Genomic DNA, 12,284 nt, shown 5'->3' on the forward strand with positions numbered 1-12,284 from the left:
GGATCAGCCGTTCGAGATCGGCCCGTGATGGAACAGGGCCAGGGCCGTGACCGCACAGGCCAGGATGACCGGCGAGGCCAGAAGCGCCCGCCGACAGCGGTGAGCGATATAGAGCGCTTCGCCGACCATGATCGACAACAGCATCTGCGTTTCCCCCGAAACGAACGGTGACACTTATTTGACGTCGCCGCGCGCCGGGGGCCGTAAAGGAAAATGAACGGTGACGCGCATTTTTCTTTCGCGGTCGCCGCGGTGGAAAATGACCGTCGGCGGTTCCCCTGACCCCCGGACTTCTCTAGGGTCCGCCGCCAATCCAGGACTATGAGGCCATCCGTGAAAGACACCGACCTGAAGCGCATCGAGGGCCACCTCAAGCGCACCTTCAACACCGGCGGCATCATCGTGAAGGCCCGCCCCAAGCAGAACGATTCGGCCGAGGTCTATGTCGGCGACGAGTTCATCGGCATCGTCTTCGAGGACGAGGACGAAGAAGGCTCCTTCATGTTCGAAATGGCCATCCTGTCCGAAGACCTGCCGGACTGACGATCATAAGCCCCGCCTGACCTTCAGCCCGCGTGCGCGATGAAGGTCAGGGTGTGGGTGTAGCTGCGCCAGGGCGTGGCGGCGCCGGGCGGGGCGGCGATGCGGTGACGCACCTGGGTCATATAGGCGCCCGGTTCGGCGACCCTCAGCGTGATCCGGCCCGAGGCGTCGGTGCGGGTTTCGCTCTCGATCTTCTTGCCGTCGTATTGGCCCGCCTCGCGAAATACGGTCACGTCGGCGCCTGCGACCGGCCGGCCGTCGAACAGCAGGCGGAAGGGCGCGTCCTCGCCCGCCACGATGTCGCCGGGCTGGATCAGGGGCTGAAGCTCCAGCCCCTGGCCCGAGGGTTTCAGCGCCGCCTCGTCCGGCGCGCCGCGCACCACATAGACGTCCGCGACCGTGATGCTCTGCACATCGACCAGTTCGGCGCCGGGCGGGGGCGGCGCATCCTCCTCGCCGACCATCTTCCAGCCCGAGGGGGTCTGGTACATCTTGGCCGCCCGACCCTCGCGCGCGCCGGACGACAGGCGATACAGGCCGTCCACCGGCGTCGGCGCCTCGAACACCGCCAGGTCGCGCAGATAGGTGACGGTGGTGATCGGCGTGTCGCCGTTCGGCCCCACGACATGGAAGTGATCCGAGCGCATGACCACCTCGGCGTTGAACACGTCCTCGGTGAAGGCCGCCTCGACCGTCACATGGTCGCGGTTGGTGGCGTCGAAGACGTTGGGTCGCAGATAGGGCGAATGGGCCTGGGCGGCGCCGGCGCTCCATACGGCCAGCAGGCTAGCCAGAAGACTGGCGTGGAGGATGGGTCTGCTCATGCTGCTGCGCCTCTCGCGTTCGCGCGAACAATATAAGATTGAGAGGCGTTTGCAACATTAAGGGCTTGCCTAACCCAACCCTGTTCGCCCAGGCTCGACCTCCCCGAAACCACCTCCGAGGTCGTCATGCCCGTCAAAACCGTCGCCGAGTTCGTCGCCGACTACAAGGAAAAGGACGTCAGTCCCGAAGCCTTCGAACTGGAGAACGCCTATCTGCTGGAAGTCCGGCTGAACGGCTCGGTCTGGGCCAAGTCCGGGGCCATGGTAGCGCGCACCGGACAGGTGAAGTTCACCCGTCAGGGCCTGATGGAGCAGGGGCTCGGCAACCTGCTGAAGAAGGCCGTCAGCGGCGAGGGCATGGTGCTGATGAAGATGGAGGGCCAGGGGCGCGTCTATCTGGCCGACACCGGCAAGAAGATCACCCTGCTGCGGCTGGACAACGAGACCATCTTCGTCAACGGCAACGACGTGCTGGCGCTGGAAAACGGCGTCAGCAACCAGATCACCATGATGAAGCGCGTCGCGGGCATGCTGTCCGGCGGCCTGTTCAACGTGAAGCTGAGCGGCAGCGGCATCGTGGCCATCACCTCTCACTACGAGCCGCTGATCCTGAAGGTCAGCGCGGCGACCGGCCCGGTCTTCACCGACCCGAACGCCACCGTGGCCTGGTCGGGCGGCCTGTCGCCCGAAATCGCCACCGACATCTCTCTGAAGACCCTGGTGGGCCGAGGCTCGGGCGAAAGCATCCAGATGAAGTTCGCCGGCGAGGGCTGGGTCGTGGTCCAGCCCTACGAGGAAACCTATATGCAGGCCAACAGCGGCGGCTGACGGACCAAATCAATCGTCATTCCGGGGCTGAGCGAAGCGAAGAACCCGGAACCCAGGGCCAAGAACACGCTGCTGGCTCCATCCAACGCCTTGTGCCCGCCTCCTGGGTTCCGGGTTCGTCCTTCGGACGCCCCGGAATGACGTCATCAGGCTGAATGTCGTTTGAACCTGACCCCTCGGTCGTCATCCGCGTTCTTGTGGCCAGGAGAGGGGGCCGGGCGGCGTCACTCCGCCCGTTCCAGGCCGGCGACCGCCTCGGCGAGGTCGTCGGCCTTCTTCTTCAGCACGGCCTGGGCGTCATAGAGGGCGCGGTTGTAGAAGAAGGGGCCGATCTCGCGGGCCAGGAAGTCGATCAGCATCTCGGCCGGCAGGTCGCGCAGTTCGACATCCATTTCGTCGCGGAAATAGGGGCGCAGCTTCGCCGTGATGGCGGCGACCTCCTCGCGGCTGAAGCGGATCGGCGTCATGCGACCTCGGCCAGGGCTTCCTCGGCCGCGACCCAGGCGGCTTCGGCGGCGGCGAGATCGGCCTCGGTCTTGGCGCGGGCGCGGGTCAGGCCCTCCAGCGCCTTGGGATTGCTGACCGAGGCCGTGGCCATGTCGTCGTCGATGCGGGCGATCTCGGCGGTCAGGCGGTTCATGGTCTCCTCGGCCTTCTTGACCGCGTGACGGAGAGTGGACGGCGAGGGACCGGATCGCTTCTTGTTGCCCCTATCGTTCGCGCCCCCGACTTTCGAAGAATTGGCGCTCTCTGCTTGAGGGGCGCCTGAGCTCGCCTTGGCTTCTTCCTTCTTGATCTGGCTAGGCTTGGCGATGGCCTGTTTGGCGCGGTCGAGGACGAACTTGGCGTAGTCGTCCATGTCGCCGTCGAACGGCTTCACCGTGCCGTCGGCGGCCAGCCACAGCCGGTCGGCCACCATCTCCATCAGCGAACGGTCGTGGGTGATCAGGATGACGGCGCCGGAATAGTCGTTCAGCGCGTCCAGCAGGGCCCGGCGGCTGTCGATGTCCAGGTGGTTGGTCGGTTCGTCCAGGATCAGGACGTGGGGCGCATCCATCGCCACCATGTTCAGCAGCAGGCGCGCGCGCTCGCCGCCCGACAGGCTGTCGACCGTGGTTTCCTGCTTCTCATAGCCCAGGCCGAACTGGGCCAGTTTTGAGCGGCGGGCGCTTTCGGGCGCGTCCGGCATGGCGCGGCGGATGATCTCCAGCGGCGTGTCCGTCGGGTCCATCGCCTCGATCTGATGCTGGTGGAACCAGCCGACGCGCATCTTCCTGTCGCGGTGCAGTTCGCCCTCGGACACGTCCAAGGCGCCGGCGATCATCTTGGCGAAGGTCGACTTGCCCGCGCCGTTGACGCCCAGCAGGCCGATCCGGTCGTCCAGGTCCATCCGCAGGTTCAGGTTCCGCAGGATGGGCTTGCCCGGCTCATAGCCGACATTGGCCCGCTCCAGCCGGATCAAAGGCGGCGCCAGCGGACGCGGCGGCGAGGGCAGGGTGAAGGGGGCGACGCGCTCCTCGATGGTGGTCGCCACCGGCTGCATCTTCTCCAGCCGCTTCATGCGCGACTGGGCCTGGGCGGCCTTGGACGCCTTGGCCTTGAACCGGTCCACGAAGGCCTGAAGGTGGGCGCGTTCGGCGTCCTGCTTGGCCTTGGCCGACAGCTGCAGCCGGGCCTTCTCGGCGCGGGCCTTTTCGAAGGCGTCGTAGTTGCCGGTGTAGAGGGTCAGGGTGTGGTTCGCGAGGTGCAGGATGTGGGTGCAGACCTCGTTGAGCATTTCCCGGTCGTGGGAGATGATCAGGGCGGTGTGCGGGTATTTCTTCAGCCGCGCCTCCAGCCACAGGGCGCCCTCCAGGTCGAGGTAGTTGGTCGGTTCGTCCAGCAGCAGCATGTCCGGCTCGGCGAACAGGGCCGCCGCCAAAGCGACGCGCATCCGCCAGCCGCCTGAGAACTCTGACATCGGCCGGGCCTGGTTCTCCTGATCGAAGCCCAGACCGACGAGGATTTCGGCCGCGCGCGCCGGGGCGGCGTCGGCGTCGATCTCGATCAGGCGCGACCAGATCTCGCCCATCTCCTCCGGTTCGGCGGTTTCCAGACGGCCCAGCAGGGTGTGGCGCTCGACATCGGCCTCAAGGATGGTGTCGATGACGCTGACGGGCGTGGCCGGATGCTCCTGATCGACCGAGCCGATGCGGGCGGTCTTGGGCAGGCTGATCTCGTCGCCATTGGCGTTCAGTTCGCCCAGGATCAGCTTGAACAGCGTCGATTTGCCGATGCCGTTGCGCCCCACCAGCCCCACCTTGGACCCCGGCGGCAGGCTGACGGAGGCGTCCACGAGGAATTTGCGGCCCCAGGCGTTGAAGGTCAGGTCGGTGATCTGGAGCATGGGCGGCGCATGGACTTTCTGACTGGTCATCTCTATATGACCAGTCATGACGTATGATCTTGTAAGCGGCGAGGTCGTCATAACGGCGACGGAGTTCAAGGCCAAGTGTCTGGACCTGCTGGACCGCGTGAACTCGGGCGAGATCCGCAAGGTTCATATCACCAAGCGGGGCAAGGAGGCCGCCGTTCTGGTCGCCCCTGAAGCCGCGACCAAGGAGCCTTGGGACCCCCGCAGCATGTTCGGCAGCATGAAGGGCTCGCTGACCATCGACCCAGGCATTGATCTGGCGAAGCCCATTTACAAACAGGTGTTCGGAACGACGGTCGAGGCCGATATGGACCTGAACGATCCTGACTATGACCTCGGTCTTGGGCTGCGCGAGGAATGAGCGACGGTGTGCTGCTTGACACCCACGCCTTGATCTGGACCGTTCTGGGGGAGCCTATCCGTCAGGAAGCCGCGACTGCGATCGTGGCGGCCAGCACCGGCGGCGGTGTCCATGTTTCCGCAGCAACGGCTTGGGAGCTTGGAATCATCAGCCAGAAACGGTCATTGGAGGTTGTGATCGCCGGAGATGTCAGGGGCTGGCTGGCCAAGGCTGTCAGGGCCACGCGCGCGCGACTGCTGGCGCTTGATTTCGATCTCATGATCGATGTGGGCGAGTTGCCCGATCTGGCGCACAGAGATCCGGCGGATCGGATGCTGATCGCAACGGCGCGATCTCACGACCTGATCCTCGTCACCCGCGACCGGGCCATTCTGGCCTATGCGGAGGCCGGTCATGTGCGGGCGATCGCCTGCTGAAGACAGCGGCTTGGCGCGGGGGTTGGCGCAGGTGCGGCGCGTCGCTATAAGCCCGCGACCCTCAATCGACTAAAACAAAAGAAGTCACTCCCATGACCGAACGCACCTTCTCGATCATCAAGCCCGACGCCACGCGCCGCAACCTGACCGGCGCGATCAACGCCGTGATCGAAGGCGCCGGCCTGCGCATCGTCGCCCAACGCCGCGTCAAGCTGACGACCGAGCAAGCCAAGAAGTTCTACGAAGTCCACGCCGAGCGTCCGTTCTACGGCGAGCTGGTCGAACAGATGACCGCCGAGCCGGTCGTGGTTCAGGTTCTGGAAGGCGACAACGCCGTCGCCGCCTATCGCGAAGTCATGGGCGCCACCAACCCGGAACAGGCCGCCGAAGGCACCATCCGCAAGCAATTCGCGCTGTCGATCGGCGAAAACTCGGTCCACGGCTCGGACAGCCAGGACAACGCCAAGATCGAGATCGCCCAGTTCTTCACCGACGACCAGATCGTCGGCTAAGGCGCTGGGGCCGCGCTCGGGACCGCGTCCCGAGCATGGCGACAAGATGCTCGCTCAAGTCGTGAGGCGCCGCGCGCCGAACATAGCGACACCTCTCATGAAAGGCCCGCGTTCGGAACCGGACGCGGGCCTTTTCAGTTCGGTCAACATCGTCCCCCTCGCTGTCTCGGAGAAGACTCATGAAGACCCTCATCAAACTGGCCCCCGTCGTCGGCGTCGTGGCCCTGCTGGCCGCCTGTGGTCAGACCATGGAACAACGCGCCGCCACCGGCGCCCTGGGCGGCGCGGTCGCCGGTCAGGTCATTGGCGGCAACACCGGCTCGACCGTGGCGGGCGCCGCCATCGGCGCCGTCGCCGGCGCGGCGACCAAGCCCCGCTGATCGCGGGCTAAAACCCCGGATGACAAAAAGGCCCGGAGCGTTCGCTCTGGGCCTTTTCCACGTCCGAGATCCGGCGCGCTTACCAGATGCGCGCGCGGGCGTCGGGCGCGATATATTCCTTCTGGTCGGGCGACACGCCGAAGGCGGCGTACCAGGCGTCGATGTTGCGCGGCGAGGTGGCGGCGCGCACCGGGCCGGGCGAGTGCGGATCGGTGGTCAGCTGTTCCTTCATCGCCGCCTCGCGCGACTTCTCGCGCCAGACCTGCGCCCAGCCCAGGAAGACGCGCTGATCGCCCGTCAGGCCGTCGATGACCGGCGCCGGCTGGCCGTTCAGCGACTTGTGATAGGCGTCCAGCGCCAGCAGCAGGCCGCCCAGGTCGGCGATGTTCTCACCCATGGTCAGGTCGCCGTTGACGTGCATGCCGGGGATCGGCTCCAGCTTGTCGTAGATGGCGCCCAGCACCTTGGCGCGTTCTTCGAAGCGGGCGGCGTCTTCCGGCGTCCACCAGTCGCGCAGCACGCCGTCGCCGTCGGACTTGCGGCCCTGGTCGTCGAAGCCGTGGGTGATCTCGTGACCGATCACCGCGCCGATGCCGCCATAGTTGATGGCCGGGTCCGCGTTCGGATCGAAGAAGGGCGCCTGCAGGATGGCGGCCGGGAAGACGATCTCGTTGCGCGGCGGGTTGTAATAGGCGTTCACCGTCTGGGGCGTCATACCCCATTCCAGCGGATCGACGGGTTTGCCGATCTTGCCGCGCTGCCACGCCCATTCGAAGGCGGCGGCGCGTTCGACGTTGCCGTACAGGTCGCCGGACGTCAGCTCCAGCCCGTCATAGCTGCGCCATTTGTCGGGATAACCGATCTTCACCCCGAACCTGGACATCTTGTAGAGGGCCTGTTCGCGCGTCGGCTCGCTCATCCAGTCCAGGGTCTTCAGCCGCTCGGTCATGGCGTCGCGGATGTTGCCGACCAGGGCGTCCATCTGGGCCTTGGACGAGGCCGGGAAGTGCAGGCGGACGTATTCCTGGCCCAGGACTTCGCCCAGCTGGCCGTCGACCAGGGCCACGCCCCGGTTCCAGCGCGGACGGTTCTGCGGCTGGCCGCGCAGCGTCTTGCCGCGGAAGTCGAAGCGGGCGTCCACGAAGGCCTTGGACAGATAGGGGCTGGCCTGATCGACGATCTGCGTCGCCTGCCAGGCCTTCAGCGTCTCGACGGGCGTGTCGGCGAACACCTGGGCGATGGCCGGAATGGCGGTGTTCTCGGCTAGGACGAAGTTTTCGACATCCGCGACCTGGGCGCCGGTCAGGAAGGCGCGCCAGTCGAAGCCGGGGGCCAGGGTCGGCAGGTCGGACGCCTTGGCGGGATTGTACAGCTTGTCGATCTGGCGACGCTCGACCTGGCTCCACTGCTTCTCGGCGACCTTGGTTTCGAAGGCCACGATGTCGGCGGCGGTCTTGGCCGGATCGGTCCAGCCGATGGCGGTCAGGGTGGTGGTCAGATAGGCCAGATAGGCCTCGCGCTGGGCGGCGAAATCAGGCTTCAGATAATAGTCGCGATCCGGCAGGCCCAGCGAGCCCTGGCTGATATAGGCGGTGTTGATCTTGGGATCGCGCAGGTCTTCCGACACGCTGATACCGAACAGGGAGCCGCCGAAGCCGGAGTGGCTCTCGCCCATCAGGCGGGCCATGTCGGCGTGATCCTTGACCGCCTTGACGGCCGCGAGGTCGGCGGCCAGCGGCGTCGCGCCCAGCTGTTCGATCCGGGCCTCGTCCATGAAGCTGGCGTAGAGGGCGCCGACCTTCTGGGCGTTGGCGTTGACGGGGTTGGCGGCGCTGGCCTCGATGATCGACTTCAGCTGGGCCTGGGCGTTTTCATACAGGACGTCGAACGGGCCGAACCGGGCCTTGTCCGCCGGGATTTCGGTCGTGCGCAGATATGTGCCGTTGGCGTATTCGTTGAAGTCGTCACCCGGCTTCACCGTCATGTCGCGCCCGGCCAGGTCGAAGCCCCAGGCGCCGAAAGGATGCGCGGCGGCGGCGCCGTGCGAATGGTCCTGAGCCGAGGCCGCGCCGCCGGTCAGGGCGACGACGATGCAGGCCGAGCAGGCGGCCATCAGACGAATGCGAGTCATGAAGAAAAGAGGTCCCGATTTTGAACGGCCGCACCATCGCGCCGGTGCGGCGGTCTGTCGCATGACGTTTTCGTAATGTTCGATCGTCCTCCCCATCCGCTCATCCCCGCGAAGGCGGGGACCCAGTTCTGTCGCAGGATGGGTTGTCGTGGATTTCTGGACAGACCCGCATCCAAACACTGGAGCGCCCAAAACACTGGGTCCCCGCCTTCGCGGGGATGAACGGGCAGGGAGGGGGCTAGCGAATGGAGAAAGGGCTCAGCCCCGCTCCAGATCCCGGCAAAACGCAGCCAGCATGCGCGGATAAAGCTCATGCTCGGCCGTCTTCACCCGTTCGGCCAGGGCTTCCGGCGTATCGCCCGCCACGATCGCCACGCGCGCCTGGCCCAGGATCGGGCCTTCATCGACGCCTTCCGTCACCAGATGCACGGTGCAGCCCGCTTCGGCGTCGCCGGCGGCGATGGCGCGGGCGTGGGTGTCCAGGCCCGGATAGAGGGGCAACAGGCTGGGGTGGATGTTCAGCATCCGCCCGCGCCAGCCGCCGACCAGCCAGGAAGTCAGCACGCGCATGTATCCAGCCAGGGCCACGACCTCGATCCCGGCGTCCCGCAGCACGGCGTCCACGGCCCGCTCGTGCGCCTCGCGGTCCTTGCCGAACGGCCTGTGCGGCGCCGTCGCCGTCGCCACGCCCTTCGCCGCCGCAACGGCCAGACCGCCCGCGCCCTCGATATTGGACAGCACCAGCGCGACCTCATAGCCGCTGTCCGTCTGCTGCGCCGCATCGATCAGGGCGGCCATGTTCGATCCGGTCCCGGAAATCAGGACGGCGACGCGGACGGGTGTGACGGCTTGGGACGACATGGCCCCGCATTGGCCGGGCGGGCGACGCTTGGCAAGGCGAAACGCGAATGGCCCTTGTCGTCGGCTGCGCCGGGACGTTAGCGTGTAACGTCGATCGCGCGGCGAGGGGTTGCGGGTCGGCGCGTACAGGGGAGTATCGCATGAACAGACTGATCTGCCTCGCGGCCATCGCCGCGATGCTGGGTGCGCCCGTGGCGGCGCTGGCTCAGGACAGCGGCGCCAACAGCAGCAGCACCAACGGCGGGGGCGCGTCCATGCGCTCGGCGGCCGACCGTTTCCGCAACGCCAACGCCGAGGTCATCGAGAAGGACTGGGCCCGCGCCCCGGTGCAGGAAACCGAGGTCGTCACCGCCCATTCGGTCAACGCCCACGGCAAGACCCTGCGCTATCATGCGACGGCGGGGACGCTGACCATTCGCGACGATGCGGGAATGCCGACCGCCAGCCTGTTCTACACCGCCTATACGCTGGATGGTCAGCCCGTGGGGACGCGGCCTGTGACCTATTTGTACAACGGCGGGCCGGGCTCTCCGACCGTGTGGCTGCACATGGGGTCGTTCGGGCCGATGCGGGTCCAGACCGACGAGCCGACCGTGGTGCGGCCCGCCCCCTTCGCCTTCGGTCCCAACGACCAGACCTTGCTGGACCAGACGGACCTGGTCTTCATCGACATGGTGGGGGCGGGCTTCTCGCGCCCGCTGGGCGAGACGCCGGGTTCGACCTTCTGGGGCGTGGACGGCGACGCCGACGCCTTCGCCCGCGCCATCATGCGCTACACGACCAAGTTCAGCCGCTGGTCCAGCCCGAAATACATCATCGGCGAATCCTACGGCACCCTGCGGACCGGCGCTGTGGCCTTCCAGCTGGAAGACCGGGGGATGTCGCTGAACGGGGTGGTGCTGCTGTCCTCGATCATGAACTACGGCGTGCGCCAGCCGGGCTATCCTCAGAACTATGTGACCCTGCTGCCGACCTATGCGGCGACCGCCTGGTATCACCGCAAGCTGGCCAATCCCGCCGCGACCGTGGAGGAGCAGGTCCAGCGGGCGCGCGACTTCGCCCTGGGCCCCTACGCCTCGGCACTGGCCAAGGGGCATATGATCTCGGACGCCGAACGCGCCCAGATCGTGCGCCAGATGAGTGAGCTGACCGGCCTGTCGACCACCTTCATCGACAACGCCAATATGCGGGTGGACCTGAGCGCCTTCCGCAAGGAGCTTCTGCGCGACCGGCGCCAGACCATCGGCCGTCTGGACACCCGCTATCTGGGTCTGGACGAGGACGCCTCGGGCGGCGAGCCGGAGGACGATCCGTCCAGCTCGGCGGTCACGGGGGCCTATTTCGGCATCTTCCGCGACTATGTGGCCAATCAGCTGAACTACAAGACCGACGTGGAATATCGGATGTCGGCGCGGGGCCTGCCCGGTTTCAACTGGAACTGGAGCCACCGTCCGCCGGTCGGCGGGCCGCAGACGACGCCGAACACGGCCATCGATCTGGCCACGGCGATGCGGCGGAATCCGTATCTGAAAGTGATGTCGCTGAACGGCTATTACGACGCCGCCACGCCCTTCTTCTCGACCGAGTTCGACCTGGCGCAGATGATGCTGGAGCCCAGCCTGCGGCCGAATCTGGCGTTCACCTACTACGAGGGCGGGCACATGATGTACCTGAGCCACGACGCCCTGGTGAAGCTGCACACGGACCTGTCCCGCTTCTACGCCGAGACGGCGAACGGCGGGGTTCGGTAAGGCAACCCAACCTTCCGTCACCCTCGGGCTTGTCCCGAGGGCCCACGGTGGATGCAGATAATAGCCTTTGGAGTGTCTGACAGTTGCTTGCCCCATTACCCATCGTTCCGCAGGAACGGTGGGCCCTCGGGACAAGCCCGAGGGTGACGAGGTGATGTTTAGGCCGCTTCCAGCTGGCCGCAGACGAAGGCGACTTCGCCGGCGTTGAGGAGGGCGGCGAGGACCGGCTCTGCGTTTTCGGGCGCGACGATCAGGATGAAGCCGACGCCGCAGTTGAAGGTGCGGCGCATCTCGTGGTCGCTGATGCCGCCGGTTTCCGCCAGCCACTGGAAGACGGCCGGCATGGGCCAGGCGTTCCAGTCGAAGCGGGCCTGAAGCCCCTCGGCGATGCAGCGGGGCGGGTTCTCGATCAGGCCGCCGCCGGTGATGTGGGCCGCGCCCTTGACCAGACCCGCCTTCATGATCGGCAGGACCGGCTTCACATAGATGCGGGTCGGCTCCATCAGGGCCTGGGCCAGCGAGCGGTCCTTGGCGAACGGCGCGTCATCGCCCCAGGCCAGGCCGGACTTCTCGACCACCTTGCGGACCAGCGAATAGCCGTTCGAGTGCGGGCCGGTGGAGGCCAGGCCGATGATCACGTCGCCCGCCGCCTGACGATCCAGATAGGGCAGGGCGTGGCCGCGCTCGACCGCGCCCAGGCTGAACCCGGCCAGATCATAGTCGCCTTCGGTGTACATGCCCGGCATTTCGGCGGTCTCGCCGCCGACCAGGGCGCAGCCGGCCTGACGGCAGCCCTCGGCGATGCCGGCGACGACGCGGCGGGCGGCGTCGATCTCAAGCCGGCCGGTCGCGTAATAGTCGAGGAACAGCAGCGGCTCGGCCCCTTGGGCCAGCAGGTCGTTGACGCACATGGCGACCAGATCGACGCCGACGCCGTCGTGGCGGCCGGTCTCGATGGCGATCTTCAGCTTGGTGCCCACGCCGTCGGTGGTGGTGACGATCAGCGGGTCCTCGAACCCGGCGGCCTTCAGGTCGAACAGGGCGCCGAAACCGCCCAGCGACGGCTCCGATCCCGGACGCGCCGTGGACTTCGCCAGGGGCTTGATATGTTCGACCAGCATTTCGCCGGCGTCGATGTCCACGCCCGCATCGGCGTAGGTCAGGCCGTTTTCGAGAGGCTTTTGGGTGTCGCTCATGGGTCTTGGGCCTGGAATCGGGGCGGAAATGCAGCGCGGGTCTTGCCACACATGGGTTGCGGGGGGCT

The 12,284-nt window shown here is 66.6% G+C and carries 14 protein-coding genes; 7 read left to right on the forward strand and 7 right to left on the reverse strand.

What is annotated here, in order from left to right:
• Positions 1 to 3 precede the first annotated feature (3 nt).
• Entirely contained in the window at positions 4 to 144 is a 141-nt protein-coding gene (locus SH203_RS15495) for a hypothetical protein (RefSeq protein WP_159457542.1), read from the reverse strand.
• A gap of 177 nt (positions 145 to 321) precedes the next feature.
• On the opposite strand from SH203_RS15495, the gene SH203_RS06375 reads away from it, so the two are divergent.
• Positions 322 to 543, forward strand: a complete 222-nt coding sequence (locus SH203_RS06375) for a DUF3126 family protein (RefSeq protein ID WP_375600716.1) — start codon at positions 322 to 324, stop codon at positions 541 to 543.
• 23 nt (positions 544 to 566) lie between these two features.
• Here SH203_RS06375 and SH203_RS06380 read toward each other — a convergent pair whose 3' ends face one another.
• Positions 567 to 1,367: a DUF4198 domain-containing protein gene (locus SH203_RS06380; RefSeq protein WP_087120003.1), complete on the reverse strand. Its 801-nt coding sequence runs from the start codon at positions 1,365 to 1,367 to the stop codon at positions 567 to 569.
• A gap of 126 nt (positions 1,368 to 1,493) precedes the next feature.
• On the opposite strand from SH203_RS06380, the gene SH203_RS06385 reads away from it, so the two are divergent.
• A complete protein-coding gene (locus SH203_RS06385) occupies positions 1,494 to 2,195 on the forward strand; it encodes an AIM24 family protein (RefSeq protein WP_087120004.1) in 702 nt (233 codons plus the stop codon).
• Positions 2,196 to 2,419: 224 nt separating this feature from the next.
• Here SH203_RS06385 and SH203_RS06390 read toward each other — a convergent pair whose 3' ends face one another.
• Both SH203_RS06390 and SH203_RS06395 read right to left on the reverse strand, forming a co-directional pair.
• On the reverse strand, positions 2,420 to 2,662 hold the full coding sequence (locus SH203_RS06390) for a DUF2164 domain-containing protein (RefSeq protein ID WP_087120005.1): 243 nt from the start codon (positions 2,660 to 2,662) through the stop codon (positions 2,420 to 2,422).
• A complete protein-coding gene (locus SH203_RS06395) occupies positions 2,659 to 4,581 on the reverse strand; it encodes an ABC-F family ATP-binding cassette domain-containing protein (protein ID WP_087120006.1) in 1,923 nt (640 codons plus the stop codon). The genes SH203_RS06390 and SH203_RS06395 overlap by 4 nt, the downstream gene beginning before the upstream one ends.
• Before the next feature lie 46 nt (positions 4,582 to 4,627).
• On the opposite strand from SH203_RS06395, the gene SH203_RS06400 reads away from it, so the two are divergent.
• The 4 genes from SH203_RS06400 to SH203_RS06415 all read left to right on the forward strand — a co-directional run bounded on the left by SH203_RS06400 (position 4,628) and on the right by SH203_RS06415 (position 6,277).
• Positions 4,628 to 4,969 carry a type II toxin-antitoxin system Phd/YefM family antitoxin gene (locus SH203_RS06400; RefSeq protein WP_087120007.1) on the forward strand — a complete coding sequence of 114 codons (342 nt, stop codon included), beginning with the start codon at positions 4,628 to 4,630 and terminating at the stop codon, positions 4,967 to 4,969.
• Positions 4,966 to 5,385 (forward strand): type II toxin-antitoxin system VapC family toxin, encoded by a 420-nt coding sequence (locus SH203_RS06405; protein WP_087120008.1) that lies wholly within the window; start codon positions 4,966 to 4,968, stop codon positions 5,383 to 5,385. Before SH203_RS06400 ends, SH203_RS06405 begins: the two co-directional genes overlap by 4 nt.
• A 92-nt stretch (positions 5,386 to 5,477) precedes the next feature.
• A complete protein-coding gene (ndk, locus tag SH203_RS06410) occupies positions 5,478 to 5,897 on the forward strand; it encodes a nucleoside-diphosphate kinase (protein ID WP_017504672.1) in 420 nt (139 codons plus the stop codon).
• A 179-nt stretch (positions 5,898 to 6,076) separates the two neighbouring features.
• Positions 6,077 to 6,277: a YMGG-like glycine zipper-containing protein gene (locus tag SH203_RS06415; RefSeq protein WP_087120009.1), complete on the forward strand. Its 201-nt coding sequence runs from the start codon at positions 6,077 to 6,079 to the stop codon at positions 6,275 to 6,277.
• A gap of 79 nt (positions 6,278 to 6,356) precedes the next feature.
• Here SH203_RS06415 and SH203_RS06420 read toward each other — a convergent pair whose 3' ends face one another.
• Complete coding sequence (locus tag SH203_RS06420) at positions 6,357 to 8,408, reverse strand: M13 family metallopeptidase (protein ID WP_087120010.1); 2,052 nt, start codon at positions 8,406 to 8,408, stop codon at positions 6,357 to 6,359.
• Between the two features lie 258 nt (positions 8,409 to 8,666).
• The gene (gene purN / locus SH203_RS06425; protein ID WP_087120011.1) at positions 8,667 to 9,269 is read right to left on the reverse strand and encodes a phosphoribosylglycinamide formyltransferase; all 603 of its coding nucleotides are present in this window, start codon (positions 9,267 to 9,269) and stop codon (positions 8,667 to 8,669) included.
• 140 nt (positions 9,270 to 9,409) lie between these two features.
• Here purN and SH203_RS06430 point away from each other — a divergent pair, with 140 nt between their 5' ends.
• Positions 9,410 to 11,020: a S10 family peptidase gene (locus tag SH203_RS06430; protein ID WP_087120012.1), complete on the forward strand. Its 1,611-nt coding sequence runs from the start codon at positions 9,410 to 9,412 to the stop codon at positions 11,018 to 11,020.
• 158 nt (positions 11,021 to 11,178) lie between these two features.
• Here SH203_RS06430 and purM read toward each other — a convergent pair whose 3' ends face one another.
• Positions 11,179 to 12,216: a phosphoribosylformylglycinamidine cyclo-ligase gene (gene purM / locus SH203_RS06435; RefSeq protein ID WP_087120013.1), complete on the reverse strand. Its 1,038-nt coding sequence runs from the start codon at positions 12,214 to 12,216 to the stop codon at positions 11,179 to 11,181.
• Positions 12,217 to 12,284: the final 68 nt, after the last annotated feature.

Origin of the sequence: Brevundimonas sp. SH203 (assembly GCF_002157625.1) — a bacterium.
Taxonomy (GTDB): Bacteria; Pseudomonadota; Alphaproteobacteria; order Caulobacterales; family Caulobacteraceae; genus Brevundimonas.